General features: G+C 59.5%; 17 protein-coding genes and 1 pseudogene. 15 read left to right on the forward strand and 3 right to left on the reverse strand.

The window, feature by feature from the left end:
* Positions 1–165 precede the first annotated feature (165 nt).
* The 6 genes from FGE21_RS05440 (at position 166) to FGE21_RS05465 (ending at position 5,465) form a co-directional block, all read left to right on the forward strand.
* Complete coding sequence (locus tag FGE21_RS05440) at positions 166–765, forward strand: 50S ribosomal protein L21 (protein WP_139662275.1); 600 nt, start codon at positions 166–168, stop codon at positions 763–765.
* Positions 766–777: 12 nt separating this feature from the next.
* The gene (gene rpmA, locus FGE21_RS05445) at positions 778–1,047 is read left to right on the forward strand and encodes a 50S ribosomal protein L27 (protein ID WP_139662276.1); all 270 of its coding nucleotides are present in this window, start codon (positions 778–780) and stop codon (positions 1,045–1,047) included.
* A 231-nt stretch (positions 1,048–1,278) separates the two neighbouring features.
* Positions 1,279–1,815 (forward strand): GNAT family N-acetyltransferase, encoded by a 537-nt coding sequence (locus FGE21_RS05450; RefSeq protein ID WP_139662277.1) that lies wholly within the window; start codon positions 1,279–1,281, stop codon positions 1,813–1,815.
* 154 nt (positions 1,816–1,969) lie between these two features.
* The gene (obgE, locus tag FGE21_RS05455; protein ID WP_139662278.1) at positions 1,970–3,016 is read left to right on the forward strand and encodes a GTPase ObgE; all 1,047 of its coding nucleotides are present in this window, start codon (positions 1,970–1,972) and stop codon (positions 3,014–3,016) included.
* Positions 3,004–4,110, forward strand: a complete 1,107-nt coding sequence (gene proB, locus FGE21_RS05460) for a glutamate 5-kinase (protein ID WP_139662279.1) — start codon at positions 3,004–3,006, stop codon at positions 4,108–4,110. Before obgE ends, proB begins: the two co-directional genes overlap by 13 nt.
* Positions 4,111–4,199: 89 nt before the next feature.
* Positions 4,200–5,465, forward strand: a complete 1,266-nt coding sequence (locus tag FGE21_RS05465; protein WP_139662280.1) for a glutamate-5-semialdehyde dehydrogenase — start codon at positions 4,200–4,202, stop codon at positions 5,463–5,465.
* 76 nt (positions 5,466–5,541) lie between these two features.
* On the opposite strand, the gene FGE21_RS05470 is transcribed toward FGE21_RS05465, so the two are convergent.
* Positions 5,542–6,138 carry a histidine phosphotransferase family protein gene (locus FGE21_RS05470; RefSeq protein WP_139662281.1) on the reverse strand — a complete coding sequence of 199 codons (597 nt, stop codon included), beginning with the start codon at positions 6,136–6,138 and terminating at the stop codon, positions 5,542–5,544.
* A gap of 29 nt (positions 6,139–6,167) precedes the next feature.
* Between FGE21_RS05470 and FGE21_RS05475 the strand changes: the two genes are divergently transcribed.
* The 5 genes from FGE21_RS05475 to tsf all read left to right on the forward strand — a co-directional run bounded on the left by FGE21_RS05475 (position 6,168) and on the right by tsf (position 9,952).
* Positions 6,168–6,350: a DUF3553 domain-containing protein gene (locus FGE21_RS05475; protein WP_139662282.1), complete on the forward strand. Its 183-nt coding sequence runs from the start codon at positions 6,168–6,170 to the stop codon at positions 6,348–6,350.
* 108 nt (positions 6,351–6,458) lie between these two features.
* Complete coding sequence (locus FGE21_RS05480; protein WP_139662299.1) at positions 6,459–7,220, forward strand: GNAT family N-acetyltransferase; 762 nt, start codon at positions 6,459–6,461, stop codon at positions 7,218–7,220.
* Positions 7,217–8,062, forward strand: coding sequence for a 1-acyl-sn-glycerol-3-phosphate acyltransferase (locus FGE21_RS05485; protein ID WP_139662283.1), 846 nt, complete (start codon positions 7,217–7,219; stop codon positions 8,060–8,062). Before FGE21_RS05480 ends, FGE21_RS05485 begins: the two co-directional genes overlap by 4 nt.
* A 166-nt stretch (positions 8,063–8,228) precedes the next feature.
* A complete protein-coding gene (gene rpsB, locus FGE21_RS05490; RefSeq protein WP_139662284.1) occupies positions 8,229–8,996 on the forward strand; it encodes a 30S ribosomal protein S2 in 768 nt (255 codons plus the stop codon).
* An 80-nt stretch (positions 8,997–9,076) separates the two neighbouring features.
* Positions 9,077–9,952: a translation elongation factor Ts gene (gene tsf / locus FGE21_RS05495; RefSeq protein ID WP_139662285.1), complete on the forward strand. Its 876-nt coding sequence runs from the start codon at positions 9,077–9,079 to the stop codon at positions 9,950–9,952.
* Between the two features lie 432 nt (positions 9,953–10,384).
* Here the strand turns inward: tsf and FGE21_RS05500 are convergent, their stop codons facing one another.
* Positions 10,385–11,140: a LuxR family transcriptional regulator gene (locus tag FGE21_RS05500; RefSeq protein WP_139662286.1), complete on the reverse strand. Its 756-nt coding sequence runs from the start codon at positions 11,138–11,140 to the stop codon at positions 10,385–10,387.
* Positions 11,137–11,586 carry a type II 3-dehydroquinate dehydratase gene (aroQ, locus tag FGE21_RS05505; RefSeq protein WP_139662300.1) on the reverse strand — a complete coding sequence of 150 codons (450 nt, stop codon included), beginning with the start codon at positions 11,584–11,586 and terminating at the stop codon, positions 11,137–11,139. Before aroQ ends, FGE21_RS05500 begins: the two co-directional genes overlap by 4 nt.
* Positions 11,587–11,952: 366 nt before the next feature.
* Between aroQ and FGE21_RS05510 the strand changes: the two genes are divergently transcribed.
* From FGE21_RS05510 to FGE21_RS05525, 4 genes and pseudogenes are all read left to right on the forward strand, one after another.
* Positions 11,953–12,966, forward strand: a complete 1,014-nt coding sequence (locus FGE21_RS05510; protein WP_139662287.1) for a nitronate monooxygenase family protein — start codon at positions 11,953–11,955, stop codon at positions 12,964–12,966.
* Complete coding sequence (locus FGE21_RS05515; RefSeq protein ID WP_139662288.1) at positions 12,963–14,003, forward strand: phosphotransferase family protein; 1,041 nt, start codon at positions 12,963–12,965, stop codon at positions 14,001–14,003. The genes FGE21_RS05510 and FGE21_RS05515 overlap by 4 nt, the downstream gene beginning before the upstream one ends.
* Positions 14,004–14,159: 156 nt before the next feature.
* Positions 14,160–14,873, forward strand: a complete 714-nt coding sequence (locus FGE21_RS05520) for an enoyl-CoA hydratase/isomerase family protein (RefSeq protein WP_139662289.1) — start codon at positions 14,160–14,162, stop codon at positions 14,871–14,873.
* Between the two features lie 240 nt (positions 14,874–15,113).
* Positions 15,114–15,828, forward strand: a pseudogene (locus FGE21_RS05525) (IS110 family transposase); the annotation flags it as partial.

Consider the following 15,828-nt stretch of genomic DNA (forward strand, 5'->3'; position numbering starts at 1 on the left):
GGGCGGCAAAAGCGCGCATCCCGGCCCGGAATCCCCGCGCCGGGGTAATTTTGTCATACCGTCCCGACATCGGGGCGCGCTGTTCCAGGTGACAGGGGTCAACCCCCGTCGCAAACGCCCCGACCGGGGGACCGAAGGACGCGGTTAGAAAAGGAAAGACTGAATATGTTCGCAGTCCTCAAGACTGGCGGCAAGCAGTATAAAGTTCAGGCGGGCGATGTGCTCCGTGTTGAGAAACTTGTTGCTGACGCTGGCGAAACCATCCAATTCAATGACGTTCTGATGCTCGGCGGTGACGCACCCGTCGTGGGCGCGCCTTTCGTGTCCGGCGCAGCAGTTCAGGCCGAAGTGATCGATCAGGTCAAAGGTGACAAGGTCATCAACTTCGTCAAACGTCGCCGTAAGCACTCCTCCAAGCGTACTGTCGGTCACCGTCAGAAGCTGACCCTGGTCCGGATCACTGATATCCTGGCTTCGGGCGCGGATGCCTCCGGCGTGAAACTGGCGACCGGCAAGGGCGAGGCGGCTCCGGCTGCTGCTCCGAAAAAAGCGGCCGCTGCGAAAGCTGCACCTGCTGCGACCGGTTCCGACGATCTGACCCAGCTGACCGGTGTTGGCCCTGCCGCCGCCAAAAAGCTGGAGGCCGCTGGCCTGACCACCTTCGCTCAGATCGCAGCCTTGTCCGAAGACGACATTGCTGGTATCGAGGCCGTCAAGATCAAACCCGAGTGGGTTGAGCAGGCCAAAGAGCTGGCTCAAGGCTAAGGAGAGACAAGAATGGCACATAAAAAAGCAGGCGGTTCGTCCCGTAACGGTCGCGACTCCGCAGGTCGCCGTCTTGGCGTGAAGCTGTATGGTGGCCAGTCCGCCATCTCAGGCAACATCATCGTACGTCAGCGCGGCACCAAGTTCTGGCCGGGTGAAGGCGTTGGTATCGGCAAGGATCACACGATCTTTGCAACTGCCAATGGCAACGTGACCTTCCACAAAGGCCTCAAGGGCCGCACCTTTATTTCGGTCCTCCCGGCGGCGGAGGCCGCTGAGTAAACCGGAACCCAAAGGGTAGTAAAATCTTCAGGGGGATCGGTTATACGACCGGTCCCCTTTTCGTTTTGGATGGGTCATTTTGAATGAGTCACATGAGGCGGCCCGGGGGAGGGTCCGCGCGCCGCCGCGCGACTTGTTTCCCCTGCGCAGGCTTCCCATCTGTTCGGCACGTCGGGGGGAGGAGAGTTTCCCGGCACTGCCAATGACATGTTTCTGAGGAGGAGCGAGATTATGGTTTTGGATCAATTGGATCAACAGGCCACCATTGAAACAGATCGCTTTGACCTGCGGCCTCTGCGGCTGTCGGACACCGGGTTGATTGAACACTATGCCGGAGATGTCCGCGTCGCCAAGATGACAGCACCGATCCCGCACCCGTACCCCCCCGGCGCTGCCGAGGCCTATGTGACCCGTGGCATGTCCGCCGAGCAGGGCGAGTTCATCTGGGCAATGGATGGCACCAAGGACGGAAACTCCGAACTCATGGGCGTCATCTCGCTGAAATCGATGGATCGCAACCAGTCCGAAGTCGGCTATTGGGTCGCGCCGCCGTTCTGGAACACAGGCCTGGCATCCATGGCGGTGAGCCTTCTGGTCGAGGCAAACCCCCTCAGGGATGCGACGATGTTTGCGAGCGTTTTCCAGGACAATCCGGCCTCGGCCCGGGTGCTGGCCCATTGCGGGTTTGAATACCTCGGCGACGCCGAAAGCTACTCTGTTGCGCGCAACGCGAATGTCCCGACATGGACCTATAGCCGCAAACTGTAGGCAGGACAGCAGACACGAAATGTACCCGCGGGCGCGCAATCGGGCGGGCCTGCGATTGTGCTGGTCGGATGGTCACTGCGGCCAGCGATCCAAGGGTTGAGCCATCCCCTGAATTCAAGTATTGGCGACCAAGTGTTAACCCTGAGGCTTACTCATGAAATTTCTCGATCTGGCAAAGGTCTATATTCGCTCCGGCGCCGGCGGGAACGGGTGCGTCAGCTTTCGGCGCGAAAAATACATCGAATACGGCGGCCCCGACGGCGGTGACGGCGGCAAGGGCGGTTCGGTCTGGGCGGAGGTCGTCGACGGCCTGAACACGCTGATCGACTTTCGCTATCAGCAGCATTTTTTCGCCAAGAACGGTCAATCCGGAATGGGGCGCCAGCGCACCGGCAAGGACGGCGACGACATCATTTTGCGGGTGCCCGTAGGGACCGAAATCCTTGATGAGGATGAAGAAACCGTGCTGGCCGACCTCACGGTTGTCGGCGAGAGGGTCCTGCTTGCCAAGGGCGGCAACGGGGGGTTCGGGAACCTCCATTTCAAATCCGCCACCAACCAGGCCCCACGTCGGGCAAACTCCGGTCAGGACTGCGTCGAGCGCACCATCTGGCTCCGGCTGAAACTGATTGCGGATGCGGGTCTGCTGGGCCTGCCGAATGCCGGAAAATCGACCTTCCTGTCGTCGACCTCGAATGCGCGCCCCAAGATTGCCGACTATCCCTTTACCACCTTGCACCCAAATCTCGGGGTGGTCGGGATCGACAATACGGAATTTGTCATGGCCGACATTCCCGGTCTGATCGAAGGCGCACACGAAGGGCGCGGCATCGGCGATCGTTTTCTCGGCCATGTCGAACGCTGTGCGGTTCTGCTGCATCTGGTCGATGGCACGTCAGAGACGGTTGCCGCGGATTACCGCACCATCATCAATGAACTTGAGGCCTATGGTGGTGCCTTGGCAGAGAAACCCCGGGTCACCGCGTTGAACAAGATCGACGCGCTCGATGACGAGGAACGGGCAGAGGCCCGCGCCGCGCTTGAGGCGGAAGTGGGCGCACCGGTCCTGATGATGTCGAGCGTCAGCCGGGAAGGTCTGGATACGGTTCTGCGGGCGGTACGCTCCCAGATCGACGATGATCGTCTGCGGATCAAACAGGCCGAAGCCTCCGAGGAGGAGGACACTCCTTGGCAACCCTGAGTGCCGCCAGCCGGATCGTCGTTAAGATCGGCTCGGCCTTGCTGGTTGACAGGCAGACCGGGGCTTTGCGGCAGGACTGGCTGGTCTCATTGGCTGCGGATGTGGCCTGGCTCAAGGCGCAGGGCAAGGACGTCATTCTTGTGTCTTCGGGGTCCATCGCGCTGGGGCGCGGGGCTTTGGGGCTGCCCCGGACCGACTTGCCGCTCGAACAGTCTCAGGCCGCCGCCGCCGTGGGCCAGATCCGTCTTGCCCGCGCCTATGAGGAGGCTCTGGCTCCGCATGGTATCACGACGGCGCAGGTGCTGGTGACGCTGGAGGATAGCGAGAACCGCCGACGCTACCTGAATTCCCGCGCCACGCTGGAGACGCTGATCGGCCTTGGCGCGGTTCCGATCGTGAATGAAAACGACACCATTGCCACCGATGAAATCCGCTATGGTGACAATGATCGCCTGGCGGCCCAGGTCGCCGTGACGGTGGGGGCAGACGTGCTGGTGCTGCTGTCCGATGTGGATGGATTCTACAGCGCCAATCCCGCGCTTGACCCTGCCGCCATACGATTTGACCGGATCACGACCATCACGCCCGAAATCGAAGCCATGGCAGGGGACGGGGTCTCGGGCCTGTCCAAGGGCGGCATGATCACAAAATTGCTGGCGGCCAAGATGGCGACGGCTGCAGGCTGTGCCATGGCGATCACCGAAGGGTCCGTGGTGTCGCCGCTGCGGGCGCTGGACGCGGGCGCACCTTCAACCTGGTTTGCCGCCCTTGGCGATCCGCAAGCGGCCCGCAAGCGGTGGATCGCTGCGATGAAAACCCGTGGAGTTCTCACCGTGGACAAAGGCGCGGCACAGGCGCTGATGACAGGAAACAGTCTTTTGCCCGCAGGGGTACGTCACGTGGAGGGTGATTTTGGCCGCGGTGATCCGCTGGCCATCCTGGGCCCGGGCGGGCGTAAACTCGGTCAGGGCCTCAGCCGGTACACCGCAGAAGAAGCCAGGGCCATCCAGGGCCATCGCTCCGACGAGATTGAGGCGATCCTCGGCTATTCCGGACGCGCGGCGCTGATCCACCGGGATGACATGGCATTGTGATCCTGTCATTGTGAACCTCGCAAAGGTCCCCCACTGGCCCGTTCGCCAGGAGACCTGATCCCCCAAAGGGACAAATAAGGGCAAGTGATATGAAAGATCTGGAAAATATTCCTGCATTGATGGCCGATATCGGCAAACGTGCAAAGGCAGCTGCGCAAAAGCTCGCCACGGCCAGTGCAGAATGCAAAGAAAAGGCCCTCAATACGGCGGCCGACACGGTCTGGGCGCGGCGGGATGCTATTATAGAAGCCAATGCGCAGGACCTCTCCTTTGGTCGCGAAAAAGGTCTCTCGCCCGCGATGATGGACCGGCTGATGCTGGATGAGGCCCGAATACAGGGCATCGTTGACGGGCTTCGGGCTGTTGCGGCACAGGGCGATCCGGTCGGCGCCGTGCTGGACGATTGGACGCAGCCTTCGGGAATACGGATCCAGCGCGTTCGCACGCCGCTGGGTGTGATCGGCGTGATCTATGAGAGCCGCCCGAACGTCACCGCCGATGCCGGTGCGCTGTGCCTGAAATCCGGCAATGCAGTCATCCTGCGCGGCGGGTCCGAGAGCCTGCATTCCGCGCAGGCCATCCACGCCTGTCTGGTGGAGGGGCTGCGGGCCGCAGGTCTGCCGGAGGATGCGGTGCAGCTGGTGCCGACCCGGGACCGTGCCGCGGTGCAGGAATTGCTGGCGATGACAAACTATGTGGATGTGATCGTACCCCGCGGCGGCAAGGGGCTGGTGGGGCTGGTCCAGCGCGAAGCGCGGGTGCCGGTTTTTGCGCACCTCGAAGGGATCGTGCACATCTACATCGACAAGGCGGCAGATCCCCAAAAGGCGATTGATGTGGTGCTGAATGCCAAAACCCGGCGCACGGGTGTCTGCGGCGCGGCCGAGTGCCTTCTGATCCACCAGGATATTGCAGACACCATCGGGCGCGATGTGCTGGAGTTGCTGGCCAAAAGCGGTGTCGTAATTCATGCGGAGCCGGGGTTGCCGGGGCCAGAAGGCATGGTCGCCGCGACGGCGGAGGATTGGGGAAAAGAATACCTCGATGCGATCATCGCGGCCAAGAAGGTGGCCAGCATCGACGATGCGATCCGCCACATCCAGACCTTTCATTCCGCCCATACCGATTGCATTCTCACCGAAGACGACGCGGCAGTCGCCAAATTCTTTGCTGAGCTGGACAGCGCTGTGCTGATGCACAATGCCTCGACCCAGTTCGCCGATGGCGGCGAATTCGGGATGGGGGCCGAGATCGGAATTGCCACCGGCAAGATGCATGCGCGCGGACCCGTCGGCGCCACCCAGCTCACGAGTTTCAAATATCTTGTGCGGGGGAACGGAACCGTCAGACCCTAGCGCGGGCGCCAGAATAAAAACACCGCTGCAGAACAGCGGCGTTTCCCAAACTGAGATCTCCTGGATCGGCCTGCGCTCAGAAGCTGATCGAGACCTTTTCGAGGCTTTGGTCAAAGGTCAGGCTGCGGCTCGCCTGTTTCGCCGCTTCGGCCAGCAGGGCAAACTGCACCAGCGCAGGTGTGATATCGGCTTTTTGGTCGCCTTCGGTCAGACCCGTCCACAAAGTTTCGTCCACATTGACCTTGCGCCCTTCGCCGACAACGGTCCAGCTGTCGCTGCTGCGCAGGATCTGGATGGCGCCGCCATAGGGCAGGGCGCTTTCGACGCACAGGCCCGCCAGAAAGCTCATACGAACGTCGCGCCGGGCGGCAGACTCGTGCGAGGACCAGTTGTATTTGATACGGCCCCCTTTGCTGACATCGCCAAGTACGCTGATGATTTCAGCACGGCCCAGATCCTGTTCACCGGCGGCGCCGAACGCGATCCGGAAAAAACGGATACGGGCGTTGGCATTGTTGACGCTGTCTGAAATCAGCTCCAACTCGGGCCCGTCGAGCGAATTGGACATGCCAAGAAGCTCAAGACCGTTGTTGATGGCCCCAACGGGGCTGATCAGGTCATGGCAAATCCGGGAGCCTACCAACGCGGCCAGATTGGCGCTATCTACACTCATAACATTCCTCCAAAACGGGCCATCCACTTATGAACGACCTCAATGCAATTCTGGCACCTGGCATGTTTGTGCGCCATCCCGATCACCCGGATTGGGGCCTGGGACAGGTGCAATCAAACATCGGCGAGAAAATCACGGTCAATTTCCCCGAACAAGGCAAAGTCGTTTTTGACGGCACGCGCGTTGCACTGGTTCCTGTCTTTGATCCTTAAAAACGGTTTATGAAACGTTAACGCACCGGGAGCAAGTCAGCATATATCTTGCGCGTGAATGCGCCAATGGGGTATCTGCCGGACACAGACCATGGATTGAGCAGTATCATGCACGACGGCGCGTCGCAGTTTTCCGTAAAGATTGCCGAGACAGAAGACGACCTGAAGGCTGCGCAAGCGCTTAGGTACGAGGTTTTCGTGCGCGAGCTTGGCGGCGGGGGCGAGATGGTCGATCATGACGCCGGGCTGGAACAGGACAGGTTTGATCCGTTCTTCGACCATATGCTGGTCTATGACAACGCGACGGGGGAGGTGATCGGCGTCTATCGCCTGTTGCGCGGGGATCAGGCTGACAAACTGGGCCAGTTCTACTCCGAAGACGAATATGACCTCTCTCCTCTGCGCCGGTCCGGGCGAAAACTACTGGAGCTTGGCCGATCCTGCCTGCACCGGGACTATCGCGGCGGCATGGCGATGTTTTATTTGTGGAACGGTTTGGCGGCCTACGTCGCCAAGCACGAAATCGAGGTCCTGTTCGGCGTCGCGTCATTCCATGGCACCGATATCAAGGCCCTGATGGAGCCGCTGGCCGTGCTGCACCACAGCCATCTCGCGCCGACAGATCTGCGCGTGAAATCAAAGATATATCAGCCGATGGATCTTGTGGCTGAGGCGGACATCAATCGCCGCCGTGCCATGTTGAAAGTGCCTTCGCTGATCAAGGCCTACCTCCGGCTGGGCGGTTTTGTCGGCGACGGAGCCTATATCGACCACGCCTTCAACACCACCGATGTCTGTCTGATCCTCGACACCGAGCGCATGAACATGCGCCAAAGCCGCCTGTATACGCAGGGACGCGGGACTGAATGAACGCCAGCTGGGACAGTGACACCCCCGCCGAACCCCTGAGGATTTCAGCGCTCGGCTGGGTCCGGGCGACGCTGCGCGGCCTGCTGCTGGCAGTGCTGGTGTTCGGAGGCCTGGCGCTGTTGCTGCTGCTCCGGTTGGTCGAAGCCCCGCTATGCGGCGTGAACCGGCCGGTGACGCCCTTCCTCACCATGGTGGTCTGCCGCAATGCGTTTCGGGTGCTTGGGATCCGGTTTGAGGCCGAGGGCGACTGCATGCGCGAGCCCGGCATCGTGGTGGCCAACCATACATCCTGGCTCGATATTTTTGCGCTCAACGCCCGCAAACGGATTTATTTCGTATCAAAGTCCGAAGTCGCATCCTGGCCCGGTATCGGTTGGCTGGCGCGCGCCACGGGCACGGTCTTTATCGAGCGTGACAGACGCAAAGCCGGCACCCAGAAAACCCTGTTCGAGAACCGGCTGAAGGCCGGGCACAAGCTGTTGTTCTTTCCGGAAGGGACCTCGACCGACGGGCAGCAGGTTTTGCCATTCAAAACAACACTCTTTGCGTCGCTCTTTGATCCCGATTTGCGTCAGGATCTCTATGTGCAGCCGGTCTCTGTGGTGTTTACGGCCCCCGCCGGGGCCGATGTGCGGTTTTATGGCTGGTGGGGAGACATGGATTTCGCGCCGCATTTTCTGCAGATTCTGGCCGCATATCCACAAGGCTCGGTCCGGCTGATCTATCACCCGCCGGTGCCTGTGCGCACCTATGCAACGCGCAAGGAACTGGCCGCGGCCTGTGAGGATATCGTTCGCTCCGGTCACGCGCGTCTGCAGGCGCAGGCCCCTGCGCAACACTAGGCGTGCTTTTGCCCTTGCGCCGCGACAAAACCTGACTTATACGCGCGCCATCAAACCCGCAGGCGGGGTTTGGCCTGATCCGGGGAGACATCCCGCACAGACCGCCGGTTGGAAGCATCCGCTTCTGAACCCCCGCCGAGGATAAAACCGGAAAGGAAAGAATAGCATGGCTCTTCCCGAGTTCTCCATGCGTCAGTTGCTCGAAGCTGGCGTTCACTTTGGTCACCAGACGCAGCGCTGGAACCCGCGCATGGGTCCCTTCATCTACGGCGCGCGCAACGGCATCCACATCATGGATCTGACGCAGACTGTTCCGATGCTGGATCAGGCGCTGACCGCAATCCGTGACACTGTCGCCAAGGGTGGCCGGGTTCTGTTCGTCGGCACCAAGCGTCAGGCCGCAGGCCCGATCGCCGAAGCTGCAGAGAAATCCGCGCAATACTACATGAACCACCGCTGGCTCGGCGGCACGCTGACCAACTGGAAAACCGTTTCCCAGTCGATCAACCGCCTGAAGGAAATCGACGAGCGTATGGTTGCGGGCGCCGAAGGCCTGACCAAGAAAGAGCGCCTCGGCATGGAGCGTGACCAGGAGAAGCTTCAGGCCTCTCTCGGCGGCATCCGCGACATGGGCGGCGTTCCTGATCTTCTCTTCGTCATCGACGTCAAAAAAGAAGCTCTCGCCATCGCCGAAGCCAACAAGCTCGGCATCCCGGTTGTTGCGATTGTTGACACCAACTGCTCGCCCGATGGTGTAGACTACATCATCCCAGGCAACGATGACGCGGCCCGTGCGATCTCGCTCTATTGCGACCTGGTGGCCCGTGCCGCTCTCGACGGCATGACCGCTCAGATGGGCGCAGCCGGCGTTGATCTTGGTGCATTGGAAGAGGCACCCGTCGAAGAAGCCGTCGCTGAACAAGCCGAGGCCTGAACCGACAGCGTGTCATAGATTTGACATGTGGGGCAGGTTAGACCTGCCCCAAACCGCATTTGACTTGAGGAGAGCCTAAGATGGCAATCACTGCAGCAATGGTAAAAGAACTGCGCGAAATGACCGGCGCAGGCATGATGGACGCGAAGAAAGCACTGACCGAAAACGGCGGCGACATGGACGCTTCCGTGGATTGGCTGCGCACCAAAGGCCTGGCCAAAGCCGCCAAGAAATCCGGCCGTACCGCTGCAGAGGGCCTGGTGGCCGTTGTCGTCGAGGGCGGAAAAGGTGTTGCGGTTGAAGTGAACTCCGAAACTGACTTTGTTGGAAAAAACGCTGATTTCCAGTCCATGGTTGGCAGCATCGCAAAGGCAGCTCTGGGTGTGGATTCGATCGAAGCGCTGGCCGCTGCCGATCTGGGCGGTAAATCCGTTGCTGATACGCTGACGGACAAAATCGCCACCATCGGCGAGAACATGACCCTGCGCCGGATGGTTCAGCTCGAAGGTGAAACTGTCGTCTCCTATGTGCACAATGCAGCCGCAGAGGGCATGGGCAAAATCGGTGTTCTGGTTGCGCTGAGCGGCGGCACCGAAACCATCGGCAAGCAGGTCGCGATGCATATCGCAGCTGTGAACCCTGCCGCCCTGTCCGAAGCGGACATGGACCCGGCCCTGGTTGAAAAAGAGCGTCAGGTGCAGATGGATATCGCGCGCGAATCCGGCAAGCCCGAGCAGGTCATCGAGAAGATGATCGACGGTCGTATGAAGAAATTCGTGGCCGAATCCACCCTGCTGAACCAGCAATTCGTGGTGAACCCCGATCTGACGGTCGAAGCTGCGGCAAAAGAAGCAGGCGCAACCATCACCGGTTTCGTACGCGTCGAAGTTGGTGAAGGCATCGAAGTCGAAAAAGAAGACTTCGCGGCGGAAGTTGCAAAAGCCGTTCAGGGCTAAGTCAGGGCAGATCGCCCACGTGACATCTGAAAAACTTGATCCCGGCCAGCTCTCTGCGCCGGGATTTTTCGTTCAGCTTTCGATTTGACAATCACGCGACGGAATGGCCGTAGCTAGACCATCGTCCGCGATACGATCGCGCGCATCGAGGTCAGATTTCAGTGTCGGACTGAAGGGAAGTTAGCGGCTACGATCGTCGGCGTGGAAAAATACACGCCGACGATCGAAAAGGTCAGAGAGCCCTGCAATCCCAAGGTTCATTCCCCATAGTCCCCAGGCTAAGCCACCACTCACGGAACATTTCAATTATGGCCATTTTACGCTCGCAATAAAAGTCCTGATTTCCATACCTTCGCGCGGCATTTCTTAACGTTTTCTTAATGAATACTTATCCGCAGCGTCATAATGATGGCGCGCTGTCCCTACACAGGGTCAGCTTTCGATGGTGTACATTTGATTGTGCAGGGCCGCCTTCAATATCGCTTGGGCGGTGGTCTCAACCGACAATGTTTCCCGCGCCAACCGCAGGTGCTTTTCAATCGTGGCGGTCGTCAAACCCATCAAAAGAGCGATGTCCTGTGTGGTCTTCCCGTCGCCAACCCATTGGAGAACCTCGCGTTGACGCTTCGTCAGACCCCGGTTGGGCGCACTGTAGGGCAGGGTGAGGATCTTGAGGTGGGCAACGTTGTTCATCAGCACAATGTCAGCGCCATGTTCCGCCCAGATCTCGTCGATATCATTCTGGCTTAGATCCTGGCGCGCAGTGAGGGCGATGGCCCCCTTGAACCGCTGGGTGCCCGAGTTGAAGCTGATCGTATACCCGGCAAGAACACCCATACGTTGATTGAAATCATAAACTTCTCGGGTTTTGGCATCAAACAGGCCTTGCGCTGCCATGTCCTGAGCAATGCGCCAGCTTGCATATCCTTCGTTCTCCAGAGCCCACTTCAGCATTGGCGCATTTGAGTACAACCCCCGCGAAAGAAACCCGTCCAGATATTCCGGATCATGGTTGCTCAGGATGACAAAATCGTCGGGATCCCCCAGTGATGTGGCGGTTTTGAACAGCGTGTAGCCATACAGCAACCGGTCAAATCCGAACCGTCCCATCTGTGATACATGGGCATGCCACAGCTCTTCGATCGTCTTGAACTGGGTCAGCAGATGGAGGTAATCGGACAGCTTCATTCAGGTTCACTGCCCGAGAATCTCTGCTTCAGAGCCTCCAGTGCCATCAGGTAACCAAAGGAGCCAAATCCGCAAATTTGCCCAATAGCCGCCCGGGAGATATAGGATGTATGGCGAAAACTCTCGCGAGAATGGATGTTTGACAGGTGAACTTCAACCGTCGGGATCTCAACTGAATAGATCGCGTCCATCAGCGCAACAGACGTGTGCGTGTAGGCCCCCGCGTTGAGCACAATTCCGTGGTGCCTGCCTTTCGCGGCATGGATCTGGTCCAGAAGGACGCCTTCGTGATTGGATTGAACGCAGGTCACCGCGAGGCCCAGCGTCTCGCCATGGCTGCGGCACCGCTCCTCAACCATCGCCAAGGTCTCTGAGCCGTACACTTCCGGCTGGCGCGTGCCAAGCAGGTTGAGATTGGGACCGTTGAGGATCAATACGCTCTTCATCATCTGTCCTTTTCGTCGTCACCGAGCGTCTGCCCCGCGACGCAATTCATTTTTCACTGCGCAGGACACCTCCTGAGAGCTTGCCACTACCACACCCGGGAGCGCCACTAAAAGATGTGAGAAACGCGTGAAAGCTTTCAATAAGACAAATGGCCGGAAAGTCAAAAGCTCTGCCCCCTCCCTGTATCATTTGGCATCCCACCGTCCTGGTGAACCTGACGGATCCGAAATGACGTCAAGTCCAAATGCGACGCACGACATTGTACCCTTGTTGGCGAAGTGCGATCCTCTTCGCAAACGAAACAGAGAGCTCAGCGTGAATAGCCCCTGTCATTCACGTTGCGCGCGCTCTCGGAGGAGATTGGAATGAAAGACGGAACCGAACGCACCGAGCGAGACTCAAGGCTGCCTAAAGCATTGCAAGGGCTCCGTATTCCCTTGATCGGATCACCGCTGTTCATCATTTCAAACCCCGATCTGGTGATTGCTCAGTGCAAGGCCGGCATCATTGGGGCCTTTCCCGCCTTGAACGCACGGGAAAATGATGGCGACCCGATCGTGCTTGAGGCCTGGCTCAAGCGGATCACCGAAGAATTGGACCGCCACAATCAGGAAAACCCCGATCGCCCCGCCGCACCCTATGCCGTGAATCAGATTGTGCACCGTTCCAACACCCGGCTGGAGCGTGATCTGGAGATTTGCGCGCGGTGGAATGTGCCTGTCTGGATCACCTCGCTGGGCGCACGGCCAGAGGTCAATGACGCCGCGTATTCCTGTGGTGGCGTCGTCTTGCACGACGTGATCAACAACACATTCGCCAAAAAGGCGATTGAGAAAGGCGCGGACGGTTTGATTGCGGTCGCGGCCGGTGCCGGCGGCCATGCCGGTCAGCAGTCGCCCTTTGCTCTGATCCGGGAAATCCGGCAGTGGTTTGATGGCCCGCTCGCCCTGTCCGGGGCCATTGCAAGCGGCGAAGCCCTGCTCGCGGCGCGGGCCCTGGGCGCCGATTTCGGCTACGCGGGCTCGCCTTTTATTGCCACTCATGAGGCGAATGCGCAGCCGGAATACAAACAAATGATCGTCGATGGATCGGCCGAGGAGATTGTATATTCATCCTTGTTTACTGGTGTTTGGGGGAACTACCTAAAGCAGTCCGTGCGCAATGCCGGGATGGACCCTGATGACTTGCCGACGGCGGACGCGACATCGATGAACTTCGGTGGTGATCGAGACAAGCCAAAAGCATGGAAGGAAATCTGGGGATCGGGGCAGGGCATTGGCTCTGTACAATCGATCTGCTCCGCCACCGAACTGGTGGACCGTATTGCGCGCGAATACGCCGCGGCCGGAGAGGCCCTGTCCCGCGAGTTCCGCGCGTGAGCGCCACGGCGAGCAACGATCTGGATCTGGACGCCGTCGCGAGATATGTCGCAGGGCGGCTTCCGGGCTTTGACGACCAGCTCAGCGCAGAAAAATTCGCGGTCGGTCAGTCCAATCCGACTTTTTTGTTGAAAGCCGGTTCACATAGATACGTTCTCCGCCGCAAGCCTCTGGGAAATCTCCTGAAATCCGCTCACGCTGTTGACCGGGAGTTCCGCGTGCAATCCGCATTGCAGGACACATCGGTCCCGGTGCCAAAGATGCATCTGTTGTGCCAGAATGAGGGCGTGATCGGGTCCGAGTTTTACATCATGGCACATGTCCCCGGCCGGAGCTTTGACGACCCCCGCCTGCCGGAGCTTCCTGTGGCAACACGTCGCGGTCCAATGGACGAAATGAACCGGGTTCTCGCAGCGCTGCACGATATTGATGTGAACGCGGTGGGTTTGGCGGACTTTGGCCCGCCCGGCGATTATTTTGCGCGTCAATTGGGACGATGGAGCAAACAGTACAAGGCCTCTGAGATCAAAGACATTCCGGCAATGGACATGCTGATCGCGCGTTTGGGCAACAGTTTGCCGAAAGATGACGGCCAGCGGACGCTGGTCCATGGCGACTACCGCATCGACAATATGATTTTTTCGCCGGATGGAACGACCTGCAGGGCGGTGCTGGATTGGGAGTTGTCTACGATCGGTCATCCTTTCGCGGATCTTGCGGCGGTCATTATGCAATGGCGGATGCCGGTCGGGCCCGAAGGCCGAGGGCTGGCGGGTGTGGACAGAGACGCGGAGGGGTTGATGTCGGACCAGGCCTTCATCACCGCCTATTGTGAGCGGCGCGGGATAGATCAGATCGACAACTTCGGCGCCTATGTCGGATTTAGTTTCTTTCGCATGGCCGCGATATTGCAAGGCGTTCTGAAACGCGCGCTGGACGGGAATGCATCGAACCCGGAGCACGCGGTAAAACTCGGCCGCCTTGTGCCGGAATTTGCACAGGCCGGGCTGAACGCATTGGATCAGTCCGAGGGCTGAGGCTGAGGCTGAGGCAGGACAGACACGGAAACCCATACAATTGAAAACGGATTTCCGGGCGCTGGTAATACATTGGCAAAGATCAACTCCCAGAGTCGGTCAGGACGGATGCGCAGCCAGAGCCGCGCGCCGATCTGTTGGGATCTTGGGGGCACTATGGAACGCGACGAATGGCTCAACCGCCGTCTGCACGGCGATGGAGTAACTGAACTGCAACTTGGTCATGCACCGGACAACCGGCTGTCGGCCGAGTTCCTGAACGATTTTGAACGCGAAATCAGACAGATGAGTGAGGATCCGGAGGTTCGCTCCATTCTGTTGACCAGTCCGTTCATGGATTTTTCTGTCGGCCTTGATCCGGAGATTTCCGACCCGGCCGCGATGGAATCGCCGCTGAATTCAGCGTTTCTTGCGCTCTATGCCTGCCCGAAACCGGTGGTGATCGCCACGGTTGGCCGTTGCTCCGGAGCGGGGATGTTCTTTGTGCTGGCGAGTGATCTTCGTGTGTCTCATTCGCGTGCCAGCTTTGAGATGATCGAAGTGCAGCAGGGACACGGCTATCCGATGGCTCTGATGGAAATCGCGCGCGCAGTGCTGGACACCAATACGCAGCGCAGGCTGATGCTGACCGGCCAAAGACTAGGCCCGATTGCCGCGCGCAATGCCCAATTCATCGAGATCATCGCAGACGATCTGCAGGACTTGCATGGATATGCGCTGAAGGAAGCAAGGAAGCTGGCCGCCCTGCCATCAAACACTTATTCTCAAATCAAGCGGAGCCTGCGGGCGGATTGCATTGCACGCATAGAAACCGGACTTGACGACGGGTTGGCGCCCGCTGCGACCGACAGGTCACGACTTGCGGGATGATTTGTCGCGCCCCTCAAGCCGGGCTCCAAACGGATCGGGGCCATCAATATAGGGGCGGAGGAAGTGGCGCACCTCGACAGAGAAAGTTCGAACACTCTGTTTGAAGCGCTGGCCGAATGGGAGCGCCATCTCGCATCAATAGACGCCAAGCGCCTAGGGTGGGCTCTGATGATGAAACCGCCCCCCGACGGCATCTGTGTGCCAAGGTGGGTCTACGAGGATCCACAAAGGGGAGCGGTCATGTCCGAAATTATCACGGTCGGCGTCGATCTGGCGAAGACTGTTTTTCAGGTCCACGGAGCGGACGGCGCGGGCCCTGCAGTTTTGCGCAAGACGCTGAGGCGGACGCAGGTGTTGGAGTTCTTCCGCCAGCGGCCGTCGCCATGGAAGCATGCGGCGGCGCTCACTTCTGGGGGCGCGAGATAGGCAAATTGGGGCATGACGTTCGATCCCACCTGCTTACGTCAAGCCCTTCGTCAAGCGCCAAAAAAACGACGCGGCAGATGCTGAGGCTATCTGTGAAGCAGCGGTGCGCCCGACCATGCGTTTTGTGGCCGTGAAGAGTGAAGAGACCCAAGGCGCGGCGATGGTCTTTCGTGTCCGGGAGTTGCTGATCCGGCAGCGCACACAGGCGATTACCGCCCTGCGTGGTCATCTGACCGAGTTCGGCCAGATTGTGCCACAGGGGGCGGCCGACACATCGAAACTGATCGCCGTCGTGGAGGACCCGGACAGCGGCATACCCGCCGATGCCATCGCCACTTTGAAGGTCCTGATCATGACGTTCGCCACCCTCGATGCGGAGATCGGGAAACTGAATGCTGAGATCGCCCGCCGGGCCAAAGAGAACGACGTGGCCCGACGACTGATGACGGTGCCGGGCATTGGTCCGTTGATCGCCACGGCAATCGCGGTCCTGGCCCCACCGCCCGAGACCTTCCGCAAGGCCCGCGAT

Source organism: Phaeobacter sp. B1627 (assembly GCF_006265095.1).
In the GTDB taxonomy this organism is placed as follows: Bacteria; Pseudomonadota; Alphaproteobacteria; order Rhodobacterales; family Rhodobacteraceae; genus Epibacterium.

Coding starts and splice junctions, on each gene's coding strand:
- FGE21_RS05440 (WP_139662275.1), top strand. CDS start 166: ATGTTCGCAGTCCTCAAGACTGGCGGCAAGCAGTATAAAGTTCAGGCG.
- rpmA (WP_139662276.1), top strand. CDS start 778: ATGGCACATAAAAAAGCAGGCGGTTCGTCCCGTAACGGTCGCGACTCC.
- FGE21_RS05450 (WP_139662277.1), top strand. CDS start 1,279: ATGGTTTTGGATCAATTGGATCAACAGGCCACCATTGAAACAGATCGC.
- obgE (WP_139662278.1), top strand. CDS start 1,970: ATGAAATTTCTCGATCTGGCAAAGGTCTATATTCGCTCCGGCGCCGGC.
- FGE21_RS05465 (WP_139662280.1), top strand. CDS start 4,200: ATGAAAGATCTGGAAAATATTCCTGCATTGATGGCCGATATCGGCAAA.
- FGE21_RS05470 (WP_139662281.1), bottom strand. CDS start 6,138: ATGAGTGTAGATAGCGCCAATCTGGCCGCGTTGGTAGGCTCCCGGATT.
- FGE21_RS05475 (WP_139662282.1), top strand. CDS start 6,168: ATGAACGACCTCAATGCAATTCTGGCACCTGGCATGTTTGTGCGCCAT.
- FGE21_RS05480 (WP_139662299.1), top strand. CDS start 6,459: ATGCACGACGGCGCGTCGCAGTTTTCCGTAAAGATTGCCGAGACAGAA.
- FGE21_RS05485 (WP_139662283.1), top strand. CDS start 7,217: ATGAACGCCAGCTGGGACAGTGACACCCCCGCCGAACCCCTGAGGATT.
- rpsB (WP_139662284.1), top strand. CDS start 8,229: ATGGCTCTTCCCGAGTTCTCCATGCGTCAGTTGCTCGAAGCTGGCGTT.
- tsf (WP_139662285.1), top strand. CDS start 9,077: ATGGCAATCACTGCAGCAATGGTAAAAGAACTGCGCGAAATGACCGGC.
- FGE21_RS05500 (WP_139662286.1), bottom strand. CDS start 11,140: ATGAAGCTGTCCGATTACCTCCATCTGCTGACCCAGTTCAAGACGATC.
- aroQ (WP_139662300.1), bottom strand. CDS start 11,586: ATGAAGAGCGTATTGATCCTCAACGGTCCCAATCTCAACCTGCTTGGC.
- FGE21_RS05510 (WP_139662287.1), top strand. CDS start 11,953: ATGAAAGACGGAACCGAACGCACCGAGCGAGACTCAAGGCTGCCTAAA.
- FGE21_RS05520 (WP_139662289.1), top strand. CDS start 14,160: ATGGAACGCGACGAATGGCTCAACCGCCGTCTGCACGGCGATGGAGTA.